The organism is Enterobacter sp. 50588862 (assembly GCF_001462935.1).
GTDB lineage: Bacteria > Pseudomonadota > Gammaproteobacteria > Enterobacterales > Enterobacteriaceae > Enterobacter > Enterobacter bugandensis.
Window position 1 is genome coordinate 113,549 of record NZ_LNHM01000029.1, and the last position, 23,768, is coordinate 137,316.

The window sequence follows — 23,768 nt, forward strand, 5'->3', positions numbered from 1 at the left end:
TTTTATTCCCGTTTCAGCCGCTTCGAGTTACACAGCCAGAGGGTGATCACCAGCAGCAGGATCGCCGCCGAGTAGATCAGCACGTCGAGCGGGGATTTATGATCGACGATGATCAGCCGCACAATGGCGGTGATGCCAATGTAAACAAAATAGCGTAGCGGGAAGTGAAAGCCGGACTGGAAGTACTTCACAATCAGGGCGATAAATTCAAAGTAGAGAAAGTAGACCACCAGGCCTTCCACCAGCGCATATTTGCTGGTTTGCTCAGGGGCAAATAGCACATCCGCCAGATGCACCGTCTCTTTGCCGAGAAAGACGACCAGGATCAGGCCAAGGCTCAGCAGACCGAGGTTCAGCACGGTCTGGAGTATCGTTGAGATAAACTCAACGCGCGGGCGAGTCAGGGATGTCATACAGCACCTCATTCTCCAGGACGAGATTCCTGTATAACGCAAAAATGTGACGGAGATCTATATTTTTTGTTTATGTTTGGCGCATTCGCCCGGTGGCGCTGCGCTTACCGAGCCTACAAAAACCGTAGGCCGGGCAAACGCAGTGCCACACGGCGTGAAGCATCAGCGGAAGTTAATGTTCTTATCGCTGGTCATGTCGTACAGCTGGAACTTACGCCCAAGCTGCTGACCACCGTCACGCGTCAGCGGCGTCCAGCCCACTGCCGCACGGCTGCGAGTCGGACCGGATGAGAAGAGATCCAGCGGAATCGACACGTAAACCCCTTTGGTGAAGTCCCCTTCCCCGTACTCGTCCGGCGAGACGTTGGTAATAGTGGCGTAGCCGCCCACCACGACGCCGCTGTCGAAGTGTTTGGAGATATCCAGCGTGCCGCCCTTGTCGCCCGCCAGATACTGGCCGACGCTGGCTTTCACCAGCACGTCCTGCGCGAACGAAGGCGTCCAGTAGGCGGTCAGGTGGCCGGTTTTGACGCTGTAGTCGGTGAACTTCATCATGTCCTGCGCGCTGCGCCAGTCACGCTGCTTAACGTAGTTGGCATCAATCCCGAACGCCCAGTTGCTGTCGACGGGACGATACAGCACCTCCGCCCCCGCGCCGCCGAACATAGTCTCCAGGTAGCCTCCGTAAACCTGGCCGTAGAAGCCGTTGCCGAAGTACTGGAAGTAGTTGGCCTGCAGGTTATTCACGTAGACATCGTTCTGCACGTATTCACGCACGCGGGTACGCACGCGCGGCAGCTTCGAGTCGTTCGGCGGGTTCGTGTAGTTAAACTTGTCGTAGTTGTTCGCAATGTTGCCGAACAGGCTGCCGGTGGTCAGCAGGTGGTCGGTGACCCACAGATCCGCCGTCGCCATCGCACCCAGCTGATACATGTAGAAGTTTTCCGGCCCGCCGACGGACTGGTTCAGTACCGGATCGATATGGAAATCAAAGCGCGATTTATCGATATACCAGCCCTGCTCGGTGGTTTCCGGCACGATCGGCTCTACGCGTTTTTGCACCAGCTCGGTTTCATGCCCGAGCGGTTCGCCTTCAAGATGGCGCTTGAGGCTGGCGACATCGGTTTCGGTGGTGACCTGCGGCAGATTCAGGCGATTCTCCGTCACGCGGATCGTGCGGATCCCGTCCGGGAGATCGTTCATCACGATCCGGTTGGCGCGTTCGATCCCTTCCCGCGAGTCGCGGTATTTCACCTGCTCGCCGGTGACGTACAGCGTATCGCCTTTCACCTGAATTTTCGGATCGGCCAGGCCGGCGTTGTATTTCAGCAGGGTCAGCTGGTTTGCCACCACGGAGTGCTGCAGAATCGCGTCCTGCGGCTCCGGCCGGTAGGCAGGCCGCGCGTTATCGTTGTAGTGCGGCCGCATGTCGTTGAAGTTGGTGCGCAGCGTGAAGCCAAACATCACCGTGTTGCCGCGCTCGTAGCTGAGGTTAACGTCGGCCCAGTCGGTGACGCGATAAATGGCGCCGACGTTAAACTTGCTCTTCTGCTCAATCTTCCCGGCGAAGTCCTGCGAGTAGTCGTTCCCTTCGTACTCCAGCTTCAGGCGCAGAGGCTGCCACGGCGTCTGGTATTCCACACCACCGAACAGCGAGGCCGGGCCGTGGAACATCTGGTCGCCGTTGATGGAACCGGCTTTCTTGTAGCTGTTATCGCGATAGCAGTATTTATCGCTGTAGGTACAGAACGGGTTTTTAACGTTGCCGCTGGTGCCGAGATAGCCCCAGCCAAGACCGAGAGAAAAATCAAACGGTCCCCAGGCCTTGCTGGCCACGATGTATTCCGCGTCGAACAGGCCGGTACCGCCGATATCTTTTGCACCCACGGAGACCTGCGGCATCCAGTAGCTCTCTTCCCACAGGCGCAGTTTGACGTCGAAGGCTTTATCTTTGTAGGTCTGATCGCCGGAGAAGGCGTCGACGCTGCTGTACTGTTTCGTACGCACGTCGGTATAGCGCAGCGTGGTTTCAAGCCACGGGAAAAGCTGTACGGAGGCGGAATAGTAGCGATACTGGTCGTTATCGCGGTAGTTAAGGCTAATTTCCCCTTCACGCGCCATGCGCGCGGTAGGCGTTTGCAGTAAACCGACGCCGCCGAAGTCTGACTGAGACGGGCCAACAGGTGCCGGATACGTTTCTGCATGGCAGGCGGCGCTTACGCAGAGCGCCAGCATGCTGTAGAGATAGGTTCTTTTCATTCTTCCGGTATCCGCTGTGTCAGGGAGTGAAGGATATCGGCGTTAAGCCCGTCATATGCCTTCGTCCAGAAATGGTCGGCAAAACCGACAAAAATGATGCTGCCCGGCATGGGTTCGATATGGCGTTTATTCCAGTACGCCACCGGCGCTTTTTGCGTATGCCCGTCTGGATAAATAATCCATGCGTAGCTGTTATCCGCGCCGCTCAGCAGGCTTTGTTCGTCGAGATAGCTCGCCACGTCGCGGCCGGGCGTAAAGGGCTTTTTACCGGGGCTGCTGATAAGCCCCATCACGGTCACCGTCGTCGGCTTCACCGGAAGCCAGAGGGTGTACTCCCCTTCAAGCGTGGGGTTGCCCTTTTCCGTGACGCGCACTTCATCTGGATCAAGATTAACTTTCTGGCGGCCTGTCACTTTCAGCGCCTGAAGCTGCTGGCGAACGCTGTTAATGGCCGCGGCATCGTCGCCGTCTTCCTGCTCCGCCAGGCTCGTCAGGCGGGCCAGCAGGGCACGGTGTTCCTGCTCCGCCTTAACCGTCGCCTGACGCTCGCCGATCACCGCTCCCGGCCACCAGCTGTTGGCAAGCCTTGGCTGCCCGACGAGATCGAGCAGATGCTCGGCGTTGGTTAAGGTTTTGGGTTTTTCACTGTCCGGCGTGTAGACCTTTACCGTTCCTGCAGACCACGCCAGCGGCGCGGCAAGGCTGGCGAGAAGCGCAGCGTGGATGAGCGTTTTCATGATTTCGCCGCCTTGATCAGGGTGGTTTTCACCGGGAAGAAACCGGCACCGAGATACTGCAAGGACTGACGGATCTGCCCATCCTCGTCGATCCAGAAGCGGTTATGCCAGGTGGCCTGGTCGGTGGTGACCTCTTCATCCAGCACGCGAACCTGCGTTTCGTCGCTGCCGACTTTCACGTTGTCCGTACCGTCCCAGCGGAAGGTGGAGCGGGCCGTGGCGTAGCGCACCTGCTTGTGCTCGGTCCAGCCCATCGTGCGCGTCCAGCTTGCGCCGTCGACGATCTGATTTGGCTTGATGAGCGGGTCTTCGGCGAGATTATTCACCTCGAGCAAGTTGTCGCCGCCGAGCAGCGTTTTCACGATTCGGGCATGCTGCGTGACGATGGTGGCCTGATCCTGCGTCACCCATTTCTGCTGCCCGTTTTCATCGAAAGCGAGCACCACAAACAGCTGCGGGCCATCGTTTAGCTGCATGTACTGGCTGGCGTACGGCATGTTCTGAAGTTCGTCATCGGTCAGATGAACGCCCGGCGTGCCGAACAGGCTTTCCCACAGTGAATGTCCCAGCCCTTTGGTGGTGGCTGAGCACGCCTGCAACAGCAGGCAAATCAGAATGATTGCAGGTCGCTTCACGACTCTTCTCCGAAGGGGCGAAATAACCACACCGAAGTGTGGTTATGATTAAAACACCCGGTATTACTGGGTGCTGGTTGTCGTAGTGGTCGTGGTTCCGGTATTGGAGCCATCACCGCCACCGGTTGCCGCCAGCGCGACACCCACGGCTGAACTTACGGTGCTGGTGCTGGCTGCGGTAGAACTTCCCGCAGACGCAGACGTCGCTGCCGACCCTGCTGCTTCCCCGACCTGGACCGGAGCTGCATAGACAGACGTCGCCGCAAGTGCAGATATGGCAAAAATGCCATACAGTACTTTCTTCATAACAATTTCCCTTCAATGAATGAATGGAGATTTGCCCGAAAAGAAATTCAGGCGGAATCGAGTATACACAACTACAGCAGAGGGTTTACCGTGGGGGGAAATAGGGGGATGGTTTTCGGACTAATGGATAAAACAGAAACGAAAAACAAATATTTGAAATAAATAATCGATAAGAATCAATAAATTATAATATAGCCTTATTATCTTAGCTCTACGTATTTTCTTAAAATAAACCGCAGCAATTAGCAGGTTAACCGCCTTTTTCAGATTAAACTCAGAGTCAGAATTTGAGTTAACTAACAGACATCAGGAATTATCCGATAAAAAAATGCCGGCATATCGCCGGCATTTTTCATGACATATTAATTACGCACGCCATGCTTTATAACGGTTAATCAAACCATTGGTGGAGCTGTCGTGGCTGTCGATGGCTTTATCGTCACCCAGCTCTGGCAGAATGCGGTTTGCCAGCTGTTTGCCCAGCTCAACGCCCCACTGGTCAAAGGTGAAGATGTTCAGGATCGCGCCCTGGGTGAAGATCTTGTGCTCGTACAGCGCAATCAGCGCGCCCAGGCTGAACGGGGTGATTTCGCGCAGCAGGATGGAGTTGGTTGGACGGTTGCCTTCGAACACTTTGAACGGCACAACGTGCTCCAGCGTGGCCGGATCTTTACCCTGGTCACGGTATTCCTGCTCAACCACTTCGCGGGATTTACCGAACGCCAGCGCTTCGGTCTGTGCGAAGAAGTTAGACAACAGCTTCGGATGGTGGTCGGACAGCGGGTTGTGCGTGATCGCCGGGGCGATGAAATCGCACGGTACCATTTTGGTACCCTGGTGAATAAGCTGGTAGAACGCATGCTGGCCGTTGGTGCCCGGCTCGCCCCAGATGATCGGGCCAGTCTGGTAGTCCACCGTGTTGCCGTTACGGTCAACGTACTTACCGTTGGATTCCATGTTGCCCTGCTGGAAGTAGGCCGCAAAACGGTGCATGTACTGGTCGTATGGCAGGATCGCTTCGGTTTCAGCGCCGAAGAAGTTGTTGTACCAGATACCGATCAGCGCCAGCAGCACCGGCAGGTTTTTCTCAGGCGCGGTGGTGGAGAAGTGTTTGTCCATCGCATGCGCGCCGGAGAGCAGCTCAACGAAGTTGTCAAAGCCCACGGACAGGATGATGGACAGACCGATTGCAGACCACAGAGAGTAGCGGCCGCCAACCCAGTCCCAGAACTCGAACATGTTCGCGGTGTCGATACCGAACTCGCCTACCGCTTTACCGTTGGTAGACAGCGCCGCGAAGTGTTTCGCCACGTGCTTTTCGTCGCCCGCGGTTTTCAGGAACCAGTCGCGCGCGCTGTGGGCGTTGGTCATGGTTTCCTGGGTGGTAAAGGTTTTAGACGCCACCAGGAACAGGGTGGTTTCCGGGTTCACGTTTTTCAGCACTTCGGCGATGTGGGTACCATCGACGTTAGAGACAAAGTGCATGTTGAGGTGGTTTTTGTACGGGCGCAGCGCTTCGGTCACCATGAACGGGCCGAGGTCAGAGCCGCCGATACCGATGTTCACCACGTCGGTGATTGCTTTGCCGGTGTAGCCTTTCCAACTGCCGGAGATGATCGCTTCAGAGAAGGTTTTCATCTTTTCCAGCACCGCGTTTACTTCCGGCATCACATCTTTGCCGTCAACGATGATTGGCGTATTGCTACGGTTGCGCAGCGCCACGTGAAGCACGGCACGGTCTTCGGTGCGGTTGATCTTCTCGCCGGAGAACATGGATTTGATGGCGTCGGCCAGCTCGGTCTCTTTCGCCAGATCCTGCAGTTTTGCCAGCGTCTCTTCGGTAATGCGGTTCTTGGAGAAATCCACCAGCATGAGGTCATCGAAGGTCGCGGAGAACTTAGTGAAACGATCGGCATCTTTCGCGAACAGATCCGCGATGGTGACGTCTTTCATTTCATCATAATGTTTCTGGAGTGCCTGCCAGGCAGCGGTCTGCGTTGGGTTGATGTTTTTCATTAGCAATACTCTTCTGATTTGAGAATTGTGACTGCGGTCGATTGTAGCGCCTGCAAATAAAAATTGTGATGGTTTTTATGCCATTGCCCTGGTCTGCATCAAACGCAGGTGAAAAGACCCGAAAAGTATAGCTGCTGTCGCGCCCTTCCGGCGTGGCGAAATGTCGGTCAAAAGGGGGTAAAAAGGAGCATAAAATATGGGCCTGTTATAAGTCCTGTTTCTCAGGGGTACCCCCCCATAAAAAATCCGCATAATCCCAGCATTGACAGGACCTCCCCCGCATTTTATTTATAGGGCCGTATTTTGCGCCTGCACCTGTTTTCGTTTCATTCTTGTGCCAAGGTCGCTTATTCATTCCCTGACACGAGGTTGTTATGACGAGTTTTGTGGTCGCCAAGTTTGGCGGCACCAGTGTGGCCGATTACGATGCCATGAACCGCAGCGCCGATGTGGTGCTGGCCGATCCGAATACCCGCCTGGTGGTGCTCTCTGCATCCGCCGGCGTGACGAACCTGCTGGTTTCTCTGTCTGAAGGACTGGAAGCGACAGAACGTTTCGTGAAGCTGGATGCACTGCGCAAAATTCAGTTCGACATTCTTGAACGTCTGCAAAACCCGAACGTGATCCGCGAAGAAGTGGAGCGTCTGCTGGAAAATATCACCACCCTGGCAGAAGCGGCGTCACTGGCAACCTCCACCGCCCTGACCGATGAACTGGTCAGCCACGGTGAATTGATGTCTACCCTGCTGTTCGTTGAAATTATGCGCGAGCGTAACGTTCAGGCGCAGTGGTTTGACGTGCGTAAAGTGATGCGCACCAGCGATCGTTTTGGGCGCGCTGAACCGGACGTTGAGATGCTGGCCGAGCTCACCAACCAGCAGCTGGCGCCGCGCCTGGCAGAAGGCATGGTGATCACCCAGGGCTTTATCGGCAGCGAAGCGAAAGGACGCACGACCACGCTTGGCCGTGGCGGCAGCGATTACACCGCCGCGCTGCTGGGCGAAGCCCTGCACGCAACGCGCGTGGATATCTGGACGGATGTGCCGGGTATTTACACCACCGATCCGCGCGTCGTTTCCGCGGCAAAACGTATTGATGTGATTGCCTTTGAAGAAGCGGCGGAAATGGCCACCTTCGGTGCAAAAGTGCTGCATCCGGCAACGCTGCTGCCCGCCGTGCGCAGCGATATTCCGGTCTTCGTTGGCTCCAGTAAAGATCCAAAAGCGGGCGGGACGCTGGTCTGCAAGAAAACCGAGAACCCGCCACTGTTCCGCGCGCTGGCCCTGCGCCGCCGCCAAACGCTGGTCACGCTGCACAGCCACAATATGCTGCACTCCCGCGGCTTCCTGGCGGAAGTGTTTGGCATCCTCGCGCGCCATAACATCTCTGTAGATTTGATTACCACCTCCGAGGTGAGCATTGCGCTGACGCTGGACACCACCGGCTCCACCTCCACCGGCGACACCCTGCTGACGCAGTCGCTGCTGATTGAGCTGTCTGAGCTGTGCCGCGTGGAGGTCGAAGAAGACCTGGCGCTGGTGGCCATCATCGGTAACAAGCTGTCTCGCGCCTGCGGCGTGGGCAAAGAGGTGTTCGGCGTGCTTGACCCGTTCAACATCCGCATGATCTGCTACGGTGCCTCCAGCTATAACCTTTGCTTCCTGGTCCCTGCCGATCAGGCCGAGCAGGTGGTGCAGAAACTTCATCAGAATTTGTTTGAATAAAATTCGTTAGCACGATAAACAATACCTATAAGCCGGGCACAGACCCGGCTTTTTCATAACTAAACAACACGACAATACTGCAAGGAATTCAATATGTTATCCGCTATCACCCGGCTGTTCCCGCTATGGGCGCTGCTGCTCTCCGTACTCGCGTATTACACCCCTACCACGTTCACGGGCATTGGTCCGTGGGTCACCACGCTGCTGATGCTGATTATGTTCGGCATGGGCGTGCACCTTAAAATCGACGATTTTAAACGCGTGCTGTCGCGCCCGGCGCCCGTCGCGGCAGGAATATTTTTGCACTACCTGGTGATGCCGCTCGCGGCCTGGCTGCTGGCGATGGCCTTTAAGATGCCGCCCGATCTCTCCGCCGGGATGGTGCTGGTGGGCAGCGTCGCCAGCGGTACGGCATCTAACGTAATGATCTATCTGGCGAAAGGTGACGTGGCGCTCTCCGTGACCATCTCTTCGGTATCCACGCTGGTGGGCGTGATTGCCACACCGCTGTTAACCCGCCTGTACGTGGACGCGCATATTCAGGTGGACGTGATGGGCATGTTGCTCAGCATTCTGCAGATTGTGGTGATCCCGATTGCGCTGGGGCTGGTCATTCACCATCTTTTCCCACGCGTGGTGAAAGCGGTTGAGCCGTACCTGCCCGCGTTTTCGATGGTCTGCATTCTGGCGATCATCAGCGCCGTGGTGGCTGGTTCCGCGTCGCACATTGCCTCCGTGGGCTTTGTGGTGATCGTCGCGGTGGTGCTGCATAACACCATTGGCCTGCTGGGCGGCTACTGGGGCGGGAAGCTGTTTGGCTTTGACGAGTCCACCTGCCGCACGCTGGCAATCGAGGTAGGGATGCAGAACTCCGGCCTGGCAGCGGCGCTGGGTAAAATTTACTTCTCACCGCTGGCGGCCCTGCCGGGCGCGCTGTTCTCCGTCTGGCACAATCTGTCCGGCTCGCTGCTGGCGGGCTACTGGTCCGGTAAACCGATTGATGAACAACCGAAAAAAGATGCGCTGAAGCAGGGTTAATTGACGCGGCTTGCTTTACACTGGAGCCTCCCCATCAGGAGGCTTCAGCAATGGCTACACCACGTTTGACCCAGAAAGACATGACGGAAGCCGAGCAGCGTGAACTTAAAACGCTTCTCGACCGCGCCCGCATCGCCCATGGCCGCACGCTGACGAACGCCGAAACCAATCAGGTTAAAAAAGAGTATATCGACAAGCTGATGGCGCAACGTCAGGCTGCGGCGAAAAAAGCCCGCAAGCTGAAAAAAGAGCAGGCTTATAAGCCGGATGCAGAGGCGACCTTTTCCTGGTCCGCCAATACATCAACCCGTGGAAGGCGCTAATCAGCGCCCTTTCTTTTTGCGCCCCGGCTGGGTAAAGCGTTTTCCGTTACCCGGCTTGCCCCGCCCTTTCTCTTCCGCCTGCGGTGCCTTAACCACCGGACGTTTAATCGCCTGCGTTTTCGGTTTGGCTTTGGCTTTCGGCTTCGCTTCGGACGAGGAGTTTTCGATAAGCTTGAACAGCTCGATCAGCTCGTCGTCCGTTAGGTCACGCCACTCGCCCAGCGGGATCCCGGACAGGCTGACGTTCATGATGCGCGTACGTTCCAGCTTCGTCACTTCATAACCAAAATACTCGCACATGCGACGGATCTGGCGGTTCAGGCCCTGCACCAGCGTGATACGGAACGCAAAGGGCGCTTCTTTTTTGACCTTGCACTTCTTCGTCACGGTGCCCAGAATCGGCACGCCTGCGCCCATCCCGCGAATGAACTCGTCCGTCACCGGCTTGTTCACCGTAACGATATACTCTTTCTCGTGGTCGTTACCGGCACGCAGAATTTTGTTGACCAGATCGCCGTGGTTGGTGAGGAAAATCAGCCCCTGAGAGTCTTTATCCAGACGGCCAATCGGGAAAATGCGGCTGCTGTGGTTAACGAAATCAACGATGTTGTCCCGTTCACCGTCTTCCGTGGTGCTGACAATCCCAACCGGTTTGTTCAACGCGATAAACACCAGGTCTTCAGCATCACGCGGTTCGATGACCTGACCATTCACTTTAACCACATCGCCAGGCACCACCTGGTCGCCGATAGTGGCGCGTTTGCCGTTAAGAAACACGTTGCCTTGTTCAATGTAACGGTCAGCCTCGCGACGTGAGCAGATACCGCTCTCGCTAATGTACTTGTTTAATCGGGTTGATTGAGTTGGCAGCATAGTTTCTCCTGTGAAGGGCGAAATATACCTTAGGTTTGGGCCGAAAAAAAAGATTAGCCGACGGTAACTGAGACGGGTTTTTTAGTTTGCGAGATGCTTTCAGGATTTAGCATCCTGTCATTTACCCATGTGTTCAAGCCTTTTAGTTTTGCTCTCCATGTAGAAGTGTTTGTAGTTTATAAATCACAGGGAGTAATATGAAGGAGATTGTTCAGACAGAATCCTTCCGACGCTGGGAGCAAAACTTAAAAGATCGACGAGCGAAGACCATTATCGCTTCCCGCCTCTTTCGGTTGGCAAATGGCTTAGCGGGCGACGTTAAACCCGTGGGAGAAGGTATAAGTGAGCTAAGGATCCACTTTGGTCCGGGCTACAGAATCTATTTTAAATACCAAAGCAATTGCATCATTGTGCTGTTATGTGGCGGTGACAAAAGCAGCCAGGACAGAGACATACTGATGGCAAAAATGCTGGGCAATGTATCCCAATGGCAGGAGTGAATGAGCATGCATAAATTAACACCTTACGATCCCGCCAACGCGTTGGAGGATGACGAGGAAATCGCCGTGTTTATCGCTGATGCACTAGAAACAGGCGACTCGACGTATATCGCTAAAGCCCTTGGTGTTGTCGCGCGAGCCAAAGGAATGTCGACCATTTCACAGCAAACCGGCTTATCACGTGAGCAGCTTTATCGTTCATTTAGTGATAAAGGAAACCCAACGCTCAAAACCACGCTCGCGGTCATGAAAGCATTGGGTTTTGGGTTAACACTCAAACACGCCGGGGATTAATACTCATCCCGCTCGTCGTCTTCATCCGGCTGTTCCATCACGCTATACGCCACTGCGCAGAACAGCGAGTTAAGACGCTTCATATCCCCCAGCAGCCCCAGGTGCAGGGAGCTGGTCTCGATGCTCTGCACGTTCTGCTGGTGCAGACGTTCAACGTGGGCGTGCGAGTAGCGACGGTTGAGAATGCGGAAACGATGCTTGTTGCGGCGCAGGCGGCGCGCGCTCGGTACGTCGCTGGAGAAGAAGACCGACATCGCCAGCTTCAGGTTGCTCACCAGCTTTTCGTGCAGCGCTTCCAGCTCCTTCAGCCCTTCCACGGAGAACGCCCGACGCGCGGCCAGGGATTTGTCCGCGATTTCGCTGCCCATACGCTCAACGATGTCCGAGGCCTGCTCAAGGTTAAGCGACATCTCAATGATTTCCGCCCAGCGGCGGGACTCCTCTTCCGCCAGTTCGTCCTGCGGGATACGCGCCAGATAGAGCTTGATGGCGGTATACAGCACGTTGATGTCGTCCGCCAGCCTGCGCAGCTCTTTTTCCTCGCGAGGCTCGCCGTGCATCACCTTTTTCAGCCCTTCGAGCATGGTTTCCATCGCGTCGCCCATGCGCAGCGTTTCGCGGGCGGCGTTGGCGATGGCCAGCGCGGGGGTGTCCAGCACGGAGGTATCCAGATGCTTCGGCTTAAGGCGCGCGTCCAGCTCCGGTTCATCACGGATAAGACGCTCGCAAAAGCGGGCCATCGGCGCGGCAAACGGCACCATCGCCAGGCAGCGCACCAGGTTATAGAAGACGTGGAAGTAGATCACCAGCTCCGCTTTCGGCAGCGGGAGGTTGTCCATCAGGTTTGCCAGCGGATGGACAAACGGCAGAATAATCAGGCTGCCCACCAGCTTAAACAGCAAACTCCCCAGCGCCACGCGGCGGGCGGCAGCATTGGCCGCGCTGTTGTTAAGCATCGCCAGCAGGCCAGAGCCGAGGTTAGCGCCGATCACCAGACACAGCGCCACCGGGAAGGAGATCGCGCCCGCGGCGGTGAGCGTGGCCGTCAGCAGCACGGCGGCCAGGCTGGAGTAGCTGATGATGGCAAACACTGCTCCGATCAGCGCATCCAGCATGATGTCACCGGTCAGCGAGGCGAAGATGACCTGCACGCCGTTCGCCTGGGTGATAGGCGTCACCGCCTGCACAATCAGTTCCAGCGCCAGCAGAATCAGTCCGAGGCCAATGCCCACGCGGCCAAGCTGCCCGGCCCGGGTCTGCTTGCGGCCAAGGAAAAAGATCACACCGATGAAAATCAGCAGCGGCGACAGCCAGGAGAGATCGAACGTCAGGATACGCGCCATCAGCGCGGTACCGACGTCAGCACCCAGCACGATCACCAGCGCCGGGGCGAGCGCGACCAGATCCTGCGCCACGAACGAGGTGACGAGCATGGTGGTGGCATTGCTGCTTTGCACCAGCGCCGTGACGCCAATCCCCGCGCAGAAGGCGAGCGGCTTCTTCTCAACGCTGCCGCTGAGGACGGTACGTAAGCGCGCGCCGAACACGCGCATCACGCCGGTGCGGACAATATGGGTGCCCCATACGAGCAGTGCGACTGCCGAAAGCAGATGTAACAACGTCAGCACGGAAGTGGGTTCTCCTTATCGTTTTAGATTTTATGATTGAGTATAAGGGTTTAAACGTAAGAAAGAGACAGGGCACCGTTGAGGTGCCCTGTTTGTTGTAAGGAAAAGTGACGTTAGTCCGCGTCGTAGCCTAAATTCGGCGCCAGCCAGCGCTCTACCTCAGACACGCTCATGCCTTTGCGCAGGGCGTAATCTTCGATCTGATCGCGCTGCAGCTGCGCCACGGCGAAGTACTTGCTGTCCGGATGACTGAAGTACCAGCCCGACACGGATGCGCCCGGCCACATGGCGAACGACTCGGTGAGCTTCATGCCGGTATGCGCTTCTACGTCCAGCAGTTTCCAGATAGTGCCTTTTTCGGTGTGTTCCGGACAGGCCGGATAGCCCGGCGCCGGACGAATCCCCTGGTAGTTTTCGCGGATCAGATCCTCGTTGCTGAGGTTCTCATTCGCCGCGTAACCCCAGTACACCTTACGTACGCGTTCGTGCAGGTATTCAGCAAAGGCTTCCGCCAGGCGGTCGGCAATCGCTTTCACCATGATCTTATTGTAATCATCGTGTTGCGCTTCAAACGCGTCTGCCAGGGCGTCTTCTTCCAGACCGCCGGTTACCGCAAAGGCGCCGATATAGTCAGCTTTCCCGCTCAGCTTCGGCGCAACGAAATCTGCCAGGCAGTAGTTGGCAAAGCCCACTTTTTCGGTTTGCTGCCGCAGGTGATGGCTCACGGCCAGCACGTGGGTACGGGTTTCATCGCGGTAGATTTCCACGTCGTCACCCACGCGGTTCGCCGGGAACAGCCCCACCACGCCGCGCGGGTTGAGGGTTTTCTCTGCGCTCAGCGTGTCCAGCATATCGTTGGCGTCTTTAAACAGGCGCTTCGCCTCTTCGCCTACGACTTCATCTTCGAGGATGCGCGGATATTTGCCCGCCAGCGACCAGGTCATAAAGAACGGCGTCCAGTCAATGTAGTTGCGCAGCGTCTCGATGCTGACCGTCACGTCCTGCACGCCCAGACGATGCGCGACCGGCGGCGTATAGCTTGCCCAGTCAAAGGCCAGGTCGTTATCGCGTGCGGCAGCGAGCGTCACCGGCGGCGTGCGCGGTTTTTTGCGCCCGTGCTGCACGCGAACGGTTTCGTACTCCTGGCGAGTGCGCGCCACAAAATCGTCGCGCTGAGTCTCGGAGAGCAGTGCCGAAACCACGCCCACCGTGCGCGAGGCGTTCTGCACGTAAACCGTCGGTCCGCTGTAGTTCTGCTCGATCTTCACTGCCGTGTGCGCTTTCGAGGTGGTCGCCCCGCCAATCAGCAGCGGAATGGTGAAGCCCTGACGCTCCATCTCTTTTGCCACGTTGACCATTTCGTCGAGCGACGGCGTAATCAGGCCGGAGAGGCCAATCAGATCGGCGTTCACTTCGCGCGCGGTCTTGAGGATTTTATCCGCCGGAACCATCACGCCAAGGTCGATAATTTCGTAGTTATTGCACTGCAACACCACGCCAACAATGTTTTTGCCGATGTCGTGTACGTCGCCCTTCACGGTGGCGATAACCATTTTACCGTTGCTGGAGCCCTTCTCTTTGCTGGCTTCGATGAAGGGTTCAAGATAAGCCACTGCCTGCTTCATGACGCGAGCGGATTTCACCACCTGCGGCAGGAACATCTTGCCCTCGCCGAACAGATCGCCGACCACGTTCATGCCGTCCATCAGCGGCCCTTCGATCACCTCAATCGGGCGGGTTGCCTGCTGACGCGCTTCCTCGGTGTCCTGCTCGATGAACTCGGTAATCCCTTTCACCAGCGAGTATTCCAGACGCTTTTTCACGTCCCAGGCGCGCCACTCGGCCTGCTGAACATTGGCCGATTCATCCGATTTACTGCCGCGGTATTTTTCCGCCAGGTCGAGCATGCGCTCGGTGGCGTCGTCGCGACGGTTGAGGATCACGTCCTCTACGGCATCGCGCAGTTCGGCAGGCAGATCGTCGTAAATCGCCAGCTGTCCGGCGTTGACGATGCCCATGTCCATCCCATTGCGGATGGCGTAGTAGAGGAACACGGCGTGGATCGCCTCACGCACCGGGTCGTTGCCGCGGAACGAGAACGAGACGTTCGACACGCCGCCGGAGATCAGCGCATGCGGCAGCTCGCGCTTGATGTCTTCACACGCGCCGATAAAGTCCTGGGCGTAGTTGTTGTGCTCTTCGATGCCGGTCGCGACGGCAAAGATGTTCGGGTCGAAAATAATGTCTTCCGGCGGGAAGCCCACCTCTTCGGTCAGAATTTTGTACGCGCGGCGGCATATCTCAATTTTGCGCTCGCGGGTGTCGGCCTGGCCCACCTCATCGAAGGCCATCACCACCACGGCCGCACCGTAGCGGCGTACCATCTTCGCGTGGTGGATAAAGATATCCACGCCCTCTTTCATCGAGATGGAGTTAACGATGCCTTTGCCCTGAATGCATTTCAGCCCTTTTTCGATGACCTCCCACTTCGAGGAGTCAATCATGATCGGCACGCGGGCGATATCCGGCTCACCGGCAATCAGGTTGAGGAAACGCACCATCGCCGCTTCGGCGTCAAGCATCCCCTCGTCCATGTTGATATCGATAATCTGCGCCCCGCTTTCCACCTGCTGGCGGGCGACGTCCAGCGCTTCGCTGTACTTCTCTTCTTTGATCAGGCGCTTGAATTTAGCGGAACCGGTAACGTTGGTACGTTCACCCACGTTCACAAACAGGCTGTCGTCGCCGATGGTCAACGGCTCCAGGCCGGAAAGGCGACAGGCAACCGGCAGCTCGGGCAGCTTGCGCGGCGGCAGCCCGTCCACGGCGCGGCTCATGGCGGCGATGTGCTCCGGCGTGGTGCCGCAGCAGCCGCCGACGATGTTCAGGAAGCCTGACTCGGCCCACTCGCGGATTTGCGCCGCCATGGTGTCAGCATCCAGATCGTACTCGCCAAACGCGTTCGGCAGACCGGCGTTCGGATGCGCGGTAACGTAGCATTCGGCGATGCGCGAAAGCTCCTGCACGTACTGGCGCAGTTCGTCTGGTCCCAGCGCGCAGTTCAGGCCGAAGGAGAGCGCGTCGGCGTGGCGCAGGGAGTTATAAAACGCTTCGGTTGTCTGGCCGGACAGGGTACGCCCGGAGGCGTCGGTGATGGTGCCGGAGATCATGATCGGCAGGTCAACGCCCAGCGCCTCAAACTCCTCTTTCACCGCGTATATCGCGGCTTTGGCGTTGAGGGTATCGAACACCGTTTCAATCAGGATCAGGTCGGAGCCACCTTCCACCAGCGCTTTGGTCGATTCACGATACGCCGTAACCAGCTGGTCAAAGGTGATATTACGAAACGCCGGGTCGTTGACGTCCGGTGAAATCGACGCGGTGCGGTTGGTCGGGCCAAGCACCCCGGCAACGTAGCGCGGCTTGTCCGGCGTGCGGGCCGTCCACTCGTCGGCACAGGCGCGGGCGAGCCTGGCCGCCTCATAGTTGATCTCCGCCGACAGGGATTCCATCTGGTAATCCGCCATGGCGATGGTTGTCGAGTTGAAGGTGTTGGTTTCAACGATATCCGCACCTGCTTCGAAGTAGGCGTTGTGGATATCCTTAATCACGGACGGCTTGCTGAGCACCAGCAGGTCGTTGTTCCCTTTCAGGTCGCAGGGCCAGTCGGCGAAGCGCTCGCCGCGGAAATCGTCTTCGCTCAGACGATAGCTCTGGATCATGGTGCCCATGCCGCCGTCCAGCACCAGAATTCGTTCATTTAACTGCGCACGCAGTTGCTCTACTTTGCTGCTCACACTTGCTCCCGACAACGCTCAACAAGGCCAAAAGGCTGCGTTCCATACTGGCACAATCTCGCAGGGTGGAAAAGTCACGCCGCGGTAACATGAGACATGTTCACCATCACTCCTCCGATCAGTCAGGAAAACGGTTGCAAATTCACCAAATAAAACGAAAATGATTTCCACGATACAGAAAAAGGAGATCGTCATGGTCGCGACCGTTCCCGCCAAACGCGGCAGAAAACCTGCCGCCACCGCCGCTGCACAACCCGGCGGACAGGTTCAATCCCTGACGCGCGGTCTGAAGCTGCTGGAGTGGATAGCCGAGTCGCACGGCAGCGTGGCCCTGACGGAGCTGGCCCAGCAGGCTGGCCTGCCGAACTCCACCACGCACCGCCTGCTGACCACCATGCAGCAGCTGGGCTTTGTCCGCCAGGTCGGCGAGCTGGGGCACTGGGCGGTGGGCGCGCATGCGTTTATCGTGGGCAGCAGCTTCCTTCAGAGCCGTAACCTGCTGGCGATTGTTCACCCGATCCTGCGCAAGCTGATGGAGGAGTCCGGCGAGACGGTGAACCTTGCGGTGCTCGACCAGAGCGACCACCAGGCGATTATCATCGACCAGGTGCAGTGCACGCAGCTGATGCGCATGTCCGCGCCGATTGGCGGCAAGCTGCCGATGCACGCCTCCGGAGCGGGGAAAGCGTTTCTCTCGCAGCTGAGCGAAGAGCAGGTGACGGGGCTGCTGCACCGAAAAGGGCTGCACGCCTACACCCACGCCACGCTGGTGTCGCCGGTGCATCTGAAAGAAGATCTGGCGTTGACCCGCAAGCGCGGCTATTCGTTTGATGACGAAGAACATGCGCTGGGGCTGCGCTGCCTCGCGTCCTGTATTTTCGACGAACATCGCGAGCCGTTTGCTGCGATCTCCATCTCTGGCCCCATCTCACGTATGACCGACGACCGGGTGACCGAGCTGGGCGCGCTGGTGATTAAGGCCGCGAAAGAGGTGACGCTGGCGTATGGTGGGATTCGTTAAACCGCACACAAAACCGCTGCTTGCGGCGGTAAGCGTACACATCCTCCACGTGCCCATTTTTGATCCGCGTTTGTAGCCCGCGCCAGTAGCTGGCGTGGAACAGATCTTCATGCATTTCTTCAAATAACGGCCCGATGCGTGGGTCCGCACACAGCCAGTGGCGAAACTCCTCGGGAAACACATCGCCCGGCGAAACGCTGTACCACGGCTCGCTGGAGAGCTCATCCTCAGGGTAACGGGGCGGCGGGATATCGCGAAAGTTCACCTCGGTCATGTAGCAAATTTCATCGTAATCGTAGAACACCACCCGCCCGTGCCGGGTGACGCCGAAGTTTTTAAACAGCATATCGCCAGGGAAGATATTGGCGGCGGCGAGCTGGCGGATGGCGTTGCCGTACTCTTCGATGGCATCACGCAAAGCCTGGCCCTCTGACTGTTCCAGCCAGATATTGAGCGGCACCATACGGCGCTCAATGTAGAGATGGCTAATCGCTATTTTATCGCCCAGATCGGTGATTTTCGTTGGCGCTTCCTGCATTAACAGCGACATGAGCGCCGGATCGATCTGCTGCTTATCCAGCACAAAGTTTTCAAACTCCTGGGTATCGGCCATTCGCCCGACGCGATCGTGCTCTTTTACCAGCTGATAGCAGGCGCGGACGTGGGCGGCGGTCATCTCTTTCTGCGGGGCGAATCTGTCTTTTATCACCTTAAAGACCCGGTCGAAGCCCGGCAGCGTGAAGACCAGCATCACCATGCCGCGGATACCTGGCGCTTCGATAAACTGCTTATCCGCCGCGGTGACATAGCGCAGATACTCCCGATAACTTTCCGTTTTGGCATGCTTCTGACAGCCAATCGCCATATACAGCTCGGCGGTGGTTTTGCCCGGCAGGATCTCGCGCAGCCACTCCACCAGGGCGGCAGGCAGCGGGGCGTACACCATGAAATAGGAGCGGGCGAAGCCAAACACGATGCTGGCCTCGGCGCTGGTGGTCAGGCAGGTATCGACAAACAGTTCGCCGTCGTCGGTACGGTGAATGGGCAACAGAAACGGCACAATGGCCGTCGGCGTAACCAGTTTGCCCACCAGCCAGGCGGCCTTATTCCGGTAGAACAGCTCGTTGGCCACCTGCAAATGGCTGCGGCTGAGCACCTCCTCGCCGTAGGTTTCACGAAGATGCGCATGAATATAGCCGATATCTCGGAGCTTGTTCTCCCACGGAAGGCGCAGCGGCAAATCCGTTAAGATGCGATGCAGGAGCTTTTCCCACCCGCGATCGGGAAAGAAATCTTTCGCCAGCGGACGCGGAATGGTACGGAAGCGGCGCTCAGGCTGGGAGCTGAAGATAAATAACCGCTCAGGAGATAATGAGCGGTGGTCAAATAACCGGCAATAGACGGAGTTGAAAAAGCTCTCCGCAATCTCGAAGCGAGGGTAGTCGGGTAACAGATGGGTGTAATGCTCTTTCACGCGCAGTAAAAATGCCGCGTCCGGGCTTTTACCGTCGGTAATACAGCGCAGCTGCTCCACCACCAGACCCACATGGTGGTCATAGAGATGAATACGCTGCTTCATGGCCTGCTGAACCGCATGCCAGTCTGCGTGTTCGAAGCGCTGCTGCGCGCCGGAGGTCACTTCAAGAAAACGACCATACTGGGCATCGAAGCCCTGCAGAATGGTTTGGGCAATCAGTAATTCCAGGCCACGCGACATATATTCCCCCTCACCACCAACCCTCTCCCCAGGGGGGAGAGGGGGAAAAGATTAGAACTGTGCTTCTTCCGTTGAACCCGTCAAGGCGGTGACGGAGGAGGTGCCGCCCTGAATAATCGTGGTCACATTATCAAAGTAGCCGGTGCCCACTTCCTGCTGGTGAGAGACGAAGGTATAACCATCTTTGCCCGCCGCAAACTCCGGCTGCTGCACCTTCTCAACGTAGTGCTTCATGCCCTCCCCCTGCGCGTAAGCGTGCGCCAGGTCGAACATGTTGAACCACATGCTGTGGATGCCTGCCAGGGTGATGAACTGGTACTTGTAGCCCATATCCGACAGCTGCTGCTGGAAGCTGGCGATGGTTTTGTCATCCAGCTTTTTCTGCCAGTTGAAGGACGGCGAACAGTTGTAGGCCAGCAGCTTGCCCGGATATTTCGCATGAATCGCATCGGCAAAGCGCTTCGCCAGCGCCAGATCCGGCGTGGACGTTTCACACCAGACCAGGTCGGCGTAAGGGGCATAGGCCAGGCCGCGGCTGATGGCCTGTTCGATACCGGCATGCGTGCGATAGAACCCCTCGCTGGTGCGCTCGCCGGTAATAAATTCGCTATCGTACGGATCGCAGTCAGAGGTGATCAGGTCTGCCGCATCCGCATCGGTACGGGCAATCACCAGCGTCGGCACGCCGAGCACGTCAGCAGCCAGACGCGCGGCAACCAGCTTCTGGATCGCTTCCTGGGTTGGCACCAGCACTTTCCCGCCCATATGCCCGCACTTCTTCACCGACGCCAGCTGATCTTCAAAGTGAACGGCCGCTGCACCGGCCTCAATCATGGATTTCATCAGCTCAAAGGCGTTCAGCACGCCGCCGAAACCGGCTTCCGCATCGGCGACGATCGGCAGGAAATAGTCGATAAAACGCGGATCGTGGGGTTCGATACCCGCAGCCCACTGGATCTGATCCGCGCGGCGGAAGGTATTGTTGATCCGATCCACCACCGACGGTACCGAGTTGGCCGGATAAAGAGATTGATCCGGATACATGCTGGAGGCCAGGTTGGCGTCCGCCGCGACCTGCCAGCCGGAAAGGTAAATGGCTTCTATGCCGGCCTTCGCCTGCTGCAATGCCTGACCGCCGGTCAGCGCACCGAGGCTGTTGATATAACCCTTTTTGGAACCACCGTGCAGCAGCTTCCACATTTTCGCCGCACCGTTCTGTGCCAGCGTGCATTCCGGGTTGACCGAGCCGCGTAATTTCACCACATCCTCCGCGCTGTAAGGACGGCGGATGCCTTCCCAGCGCGGTTGAGTCCACTCTTTCTTTAATTCTTCGATTTGTTGGGTACGGGTTTTCATGTGCAGATGCTCCATATTGTTATGTGGTGAGTTACGCCAGGAAGCGGTAGCCCGGCAGGGTCAGGAAGTCGATTAAGTCATCTGATGTGGTGATTTGCTCCATCAGGCGCGCTGCGTCGTCAAAGCGTCCGCTGCTGAAGCGGTGTTCGCCCAGCTCGTCCTGGATGACCCGCATCTCTTCGGCCAGCATCTGACGGAACAGGGCTTTGGTGACCGGCTTGCCGTTGCTGAGCGTTTTTTGATGGTGGATCCACTGCCAGATAGAGGTGCGCGAAATTTCCGCCGTGGCAGCATCTTCCATCAGGCCGTAGATAGGCACGCAGCCGTTGCCGGAGATCCACGCTTCGATGTACTGGACCGCGACGCGAATATTGGCACGCATCCCCTCTTCCGTTCGCTCGCCCGCACACGATGCCAGCAGCTGTTCTTCAGCCGTTGGGGCATCTTCTTCGCGCGTGACAAACAGCTGATTTTTGTTATCGCCGAGTACGCGATTGAAGACCTCCATCGCCGTATCGGCCAGGCCCGGATGGGCAATCCACGTGCCGTCGTGACCGTTACGGGCTTCCAGCTCTTTATCGGCTTTCACCTTGTTGAGCACCTGATTATTGCGCTCCGCGTCTTTGCTCGGAATAAAGGCCGCCATGCCGCCCATCGCAAAGGCACCGCGCTTGTGGCAGGTTTTAATCAGCAGACGCGAATAGGCGCTCAGGAAGGGTTTATCCATGGTCACGACCTGGCGGTCCGGCAGCACGCGGTCGGGATAATTTTTCAGGGTTTTGATGTAGCTGAAAATATAGTCCCAGCGTCCGCAGTTCAGGCCGACAATGTGGTCGCGCAGGGCATGCAGAATTTCATTCATCTGGAACACGGCGGGCAGCGTTTCAATCAGCAGCGTGGCCTTGATCGTGCCGCGCGGCAGGTTGAAGCGATCTTCCGCGTAGCTAAATACTTCGCTCCACCAGGCGGCTTCCTGCCAGGCCTGCGTTTTTGGCAGATAGAAATAGGGACCGCTACCTTTTGCCAGCAGGTTTTTGTAGTTATGGAAAAAATAGAGTGCGAAATCAAACAGGCTGCCCGGAATGGCTTCTCCACGCCATGTGACATGTTTTTCAGGCAGGTGCAGACCTCGTACGCGACAGATCAGCACCGCCGGATTCGGTTTGAGCTGGTAGATTTTCCCGGCTTCGTTGGTGTAGCTGATGGTGCCGTTGACGGCATCGCGCAGGTTGATTTGCCCGTCGATAACTTTGTTCCAGTCCGGGGCCAGCGAGTCTTCAAAATCGGCCATAAAGACTTTAACGTTGGCGTTCATGGCGTTGATCACCATTTTGCGCTCTACCGGACCAGTGATCTCAACGCGACGATCCTGTAAATCTTCAGGAATGCCGCGGATTTTCCATTCACCACGACGAATGGAAGCAGTTTCCGAAATAAATCCTGGCAACTTGCCGTTATCGATTTCCTGCTGTTGGTGAATGCGTGCCGCCAGCAGCTTATTGCGCTGCGGCGTAAAGCGGGTCACCAGCTCAGTCAGAAACTCTACCGCTTCGGCCGTCAAAACCTGCTGTTCTTGCTCACCATTCGGCTGGGTAAAGGTCAATTCATCGACCGTGGTTGCCTGTTGAGTCATCGTTCTGCTCCTCATCAAAGATCCAAAATCACGCCCCCAATGCGAACGAAAGATCGTTGTGTAGTTTTCGCTCAGCAGAATTAAGACTATCTATAATTTTTCCAAAATCAAAAACAATTTCCATTTTAATTTTAATTACAACGCAACATGATGATTAATATGGAGTTAAAGTTTGCTGGCATGTTGAACGGGATTTCGGAAATAAAAAAGGCACCCGAAGGTGCCTGATCTGAATAGCTGAAACGCTTTAGGATCGTTTAATGCAGACGATTACTCCAGCGTCGGATTCATGTGGCGAAGATCGTACGGCGTAATCTGGTAGACGTAATAGTTGAGCCAGTTAGTGAACAGCAGATTTCCGTGGCTGCGCCAGGTCGCTCCTGGTTTGTTTTGCGGATCGTTTTTCGGGAAATAGTTGTACGGGATATCCGGATTAAGACCCGCTTCGACATCACGGAAATACTCTGATGCGAGAGTATCGGGATCATACTCAGGATGGCCGGTAACGAACGCGATACGTTTGTCTTTACTGGCAAACAGGTAGGCATCCCCGTCTTCCGTTTCGGCCAGGATCTCCAGATCGGTGTAATCACGAATCAGCTGGGCCGGAAAATCGGCGTAGCGAGAATGTGGGGCCAGGAAGGTGTCATCAAAACCACGCGTCAGCAGCGCGTGTGGATGAAGAATGTGGTGTTCGTATACGCCGGAGAGCTTTTGAGTGCGGGTTTGCTTGGGAATACCGTAGAGAATGTTGAGTGCGGCCTGTACCGCCCAGCAGACAAACAGCGTTGACGTGACGTGATCTTTTGCCCACTCCAGCACCTGTTTGATCTGCGGCCAGTAAGCAACATCGTTAAATTCAACCAGACCGAGCGGCGCGCCTGTCACAATCAGTCCGTCGAAGTTTTCCCCCCGAATATCTTCGAAGTTACAGTAGAAGTTATTCAGATGCTCAGAGGGCGTGTTACGTGACTCGCGGGCATCAATACGCAGCAGTTGAATATCGACCTGCAGCGGGGAGTTCGACAGCAGACGCAGAAACTGATTCTCCGTCTCAATCTTTTTCGGCATCAGGTTGAGGATGAGAACCTTCAGCGGGCGAATTTCCTGACCTGTCGCGCGTGAAGCCGTCATCACGAAGACGTTCTCTTCACGTAAGAAATTGACGGCTGGTAGCTCGTCCTGCACCCGAATCGGCATAACCTTACTTCCTCACAATATACGTATAAACGTTTAGACATCCAGACAGCTAACGATACCCAGAAATGGTATGAATGTCGAGCCTGCAAGTCGAAGGTGAGAAAGTTTCAGGGAGAGGGAGAAAAACAAAAGCAAAAAACCCCGCACCTTACGGTACGGGGTTCTTCTTAATTGATGCCTGGCAGTTCCCTACTCTCACATGGGGAGACCCCACACTACCATCGGCGCTACGGCGTTTCACTTCTGAGTTCGGCATGGGGTCAGGTGGGACCACCGCGCTAAAGCCGCCAGGCAAATT

At 56.7% G+C, this 23,768-nt stretch carries 19 protein-coding genes and 1 rRNA gene; 6 read left to right on the forward strand and 14 right to left on the reverse strand.

Annotated elements, in window-relative coordinates; all coding sequences use genetic code 11:
* Positions 1 to 2: 2 nt before the first annotated feature.
* The 6 genes from psiE to pgi all read right to left on the reverse strand — a co-directional run bounded on the left by psiE (position 3) and on the right by pgi (position 6,366).
* Positions 3 to 413: a phosphate-starvation-inducible protein PsiE gene (psiE, locus tag APT89_RS17425; RefSeq protein WP_000202963.1), complete on the reverse strand. Its 411-nt coding sequence runs from the start codon at positions 411 to 413 to the stop codon at positions 3 to 5.
* Positions 414 to 575: 162 nt separating this feature from the next.
* The gene (locus tag APT89_RS17430) at positions 576 to 2,672 is read right to left on the reverse strand and encodes a YjbH domain-containing protein (protein ID WP_028015126.1); all 2,097 of its coding nucleotides are present in this window, start codon (positions 2,670 to 2,672) and stop codon (positions 576 to 578) included.
* Positions 2,669 to 3,409 (reverse strand): capsule biosynthesis GfcC family protein, encoded by a 741-nt coding sequence (locus tag APT89_RS17435; RefSeq protein WP_072201787.1) that lies wholly within the window; start codon positions 3,407 to 3,409, stop codon positions 2,669 to 2,671. The genes APT89_RS17430 and APT89_RS17435 overlap by 4 nt, the downstream gene beginning before the upstream one ends.
* Complete coding sequence (locus APT89_RS17440; protein WP_041911573.1) at positions 3,406 to 4,044, reverse strand: YjbF family lipoprotein; 639 nt, start codon at positions 4,042 to 4,044, stop codon at positions 3,406 to 3,408. The genes APT89_RS17435 and APT89_RS17440 overlap by 4 nt, the downstream gene beginning before the upstream one ends.
* 63 nt (positions 4,045 to 4,107) lie before the next feature.
* Positions 4,108 to 4,350: an exopolysaccharide production protein YjbE gene (yjbE, locus tag APT89_RS17445; RefSeq protein ID WP_013095034.1), complete on the reverse strand. Its 243-nt coding sequence runs from the start codon at positions 4,348 to 4,350 to the stop codon at positions 4,108 to 4,110.
* A gap of 366 nt (positions 4,351 to 4,716) precedes the next feature.
* Positions 4,717 to 6,366, reverse strand: a complete 1,650-nt coding sequence (gene pgi / locus APT89_RS17450) for a glucose-6-phosphate isomerase (RefSeq protein ID WP_060573134.1) — start codon at positions 6,364 to 6,366, stop codon at positions 4,717 to 4,719.
* A gap of 374 nt (positions 6,367 to 6,740) precedes the next feature.
* On the opposite strand from pgi, the gene lysC reads away from it, so the two are divergent.
* The 3 genes from lysC (at position 6,741) to APT89_RS17465 (ending at position 9,451) form a co-directional block, all read left to right on the forward strand.
* Positions 6,741 to 8,090: a lysine-sensitive aspartokinase 3 gene (lysC, locus tag APT89_RS17455; protein WP_041911575.1), complete on the forward strand. Its 1,350-nt coding sequence runs from the start codon at positions 6,741 to 6,743 to the stop codon at positions 8,088 to 8,090.
* Between the two features lie 93 nt (positions 8,091 to 8,183).
* Positions 8,184 to 9,128, forward strand: coding sequence for a ketopantoate/pantoate/pantothenate transporter PanS (gene panS / locus APT89_RS17460; protein ID WP_047362611.1), 945 nt, complete (start codon positions 8,184 to 8,186; stop codon positions 9,126 to 9,128).
* Between the two features lie 50 nt (positions 9,129 to 9,178).
* On the forward strand, positions 9,179 to 9,451 hold the full coding sequence (locus tag APT89_RS17465; protein WP_060573136.1) for a DUF3811 domain-containing protein: 273 nt from the start codon (positions 9,179 to 9,181) through the stop codon (positions 9,449 to 9,451).
* Here APT89_RS17465 and rluF read toward each other — a convergent pair whose 3' ends face one another.
* Positions 9,452 to 10,324 (reverse strand): 23S rRNA pseudouridine(2604) synthase RluF, encoded by an 873-nt coding sequence (gene rluF / locus APT89_RS17470; protein ID WP_022646725.1) that lies wholly within the window; start codon positions 10,322 to 10,324, stop codon positions 9,452 to 9,454.
* Between the two features lie 197 nt (positions 10,325 to 10,521).
* On the opposite strand from rluF, the gene APT89_RS17475 reads away from it, so the two are divergent.
* Together APT89_RS17475 and APT89_RS17480 are read left to right on the forward strand one after the other, a co-directional pair.
* Positions 10,522 to 10,824: a type II toxin-antitoxin system RelE/ParE family toxin gene (locus APT89_RS17475; protein WP_041911577.1), complete on the forward strand. Its 303-nt coding sequence runs from the start codon at positions 10,522 to 10,524 to the stop codon at positions 10,822 to 10,824.
* 6 nt (positions 10,825 to 10,830) lie between these two features.
* Complete coding sequence (locus APT89_RS17480; protein ID WP_060573145.1) at positions 10,831 to 11,118, forward strand: addiction module antidote protein; 288 nt, start codon at positions 10,831 to 10,833, stop codon at positions 11,116 to 11,118.
* On the opposite strand, the gene APT89_RS17485 is transcribed toward APT89_RS17480, so the two are convergent.
* Both APT89_RS17485 and metH read right to left on the reverse strand, forming a co-directional pair.
* Positions 11,115 to 12,746, reverse strand: a complete 1,632-nt coding sequence (locus tag APT89_RS17485) for a Na/Pi cotransporter family protein (protein WP_041911578.1) — start codon at positions 12,744 to 12,746, stop codon at positions 11,115 to 11,117. The genes APT89_RS17480 and APT89_RS17485 overlap by 4 nt on opposite strands.
* A gap of 113 nt (positions 12,747 to 12,859) precedes the next feature.
* Positions 12,860 to 16,543, reverse strand: a complete 3,684-nt coding sequence (metH, locus tag APT89_RS17490; RefSeq protein WP_060573138.1) for a methionine synthase — start codon at positions 16,541 to 16,543, stop codon at positions 12,860 to 12,862.
* A gap of 193 nt (positions 16,544 to 16,736) precedes the next feature.
* Between metH and iclR the strand changes: the two genes are divergently transcribed.
* Positions 16,737 to 17,564, forward strand: coding sequence for a glyoxylate bypass operon transcriptional repressor IclR (gene iclR / locus APT89_RS17495; RefSeq protein ID WP_072201792.1), 828 nt, complete (start codon positions 16,737 to 16,739; stop codon positions 17,562 to 17,564).
* On the opposite strand, the gene aceK is transcribed toward iclR, so the two are convergent.
* From aceK to rrf, 5 genes are all read right to left on the reverse strand, one after another.
* Positions 17,518 to 19,281, reverse strand: a complete 1,764-nt coding sequence (gene aceK / locus APT89_RS17500; protein WP_060573140.1) for a bifunctional isocitrate dehydrogenase kinase/phosphatase — start codon at positions 19,279 to 19,281, stop codon at positions 17,518 to 17,520. The two genes, iclR and aceK, sit on opposite strands and share 47 nt — an antisense overlap.
* Positions 19,282 to 19,332: 51 nt before the next feature.
* Positions 19,333 to 20,637: an isocitrate lyase gene (aceA, locus tag APT89_RS17505; RefSeq protein WP_060573142.1), complete on the reverse strand. Its 1,305-nt coding sequence runs from the start codon at positions 20,635 to 20,637 to the stop codon at positions 19,333 to 19,335.
* A 31-nt stretch (positions 20,638 to 20,668) separates the two neighbouring features.
* A complete protein-coding gene (aceB, locus tag APT89_RS17510; protein ID WP_060573144.1) occupies positions 20,669 to 22,270 on the reverse strand; it encodes a malate synthase A in 1,602 nt (533 codons plus the stop codon).
* 270 nt (positions 22,271 to 22,540) lie between these two features.
* Positions 22,541 to 23,470: a homoserine O-acetyltransferase MetA gene (metA, locus tag APT89_RS17515; protein WP_048957448.1), complete on the reverse strand. Its 930-nt coding sequence runs from the start codon at positions 23,468 to 23,470 to the stop codon at positions 22,541 to 22,543.
* Positions 23,471 to 23,646: 176 nt separating this feature from the next.
* A 5S ribosomal RNA gene (gene rrf / locus APT89_RS17520) occupies positions 23,647 to 23,762 on the reverse strand.
* Between the last annotated feature and the right edge of the window lie 6 nt (positions 23,763 to 23,768).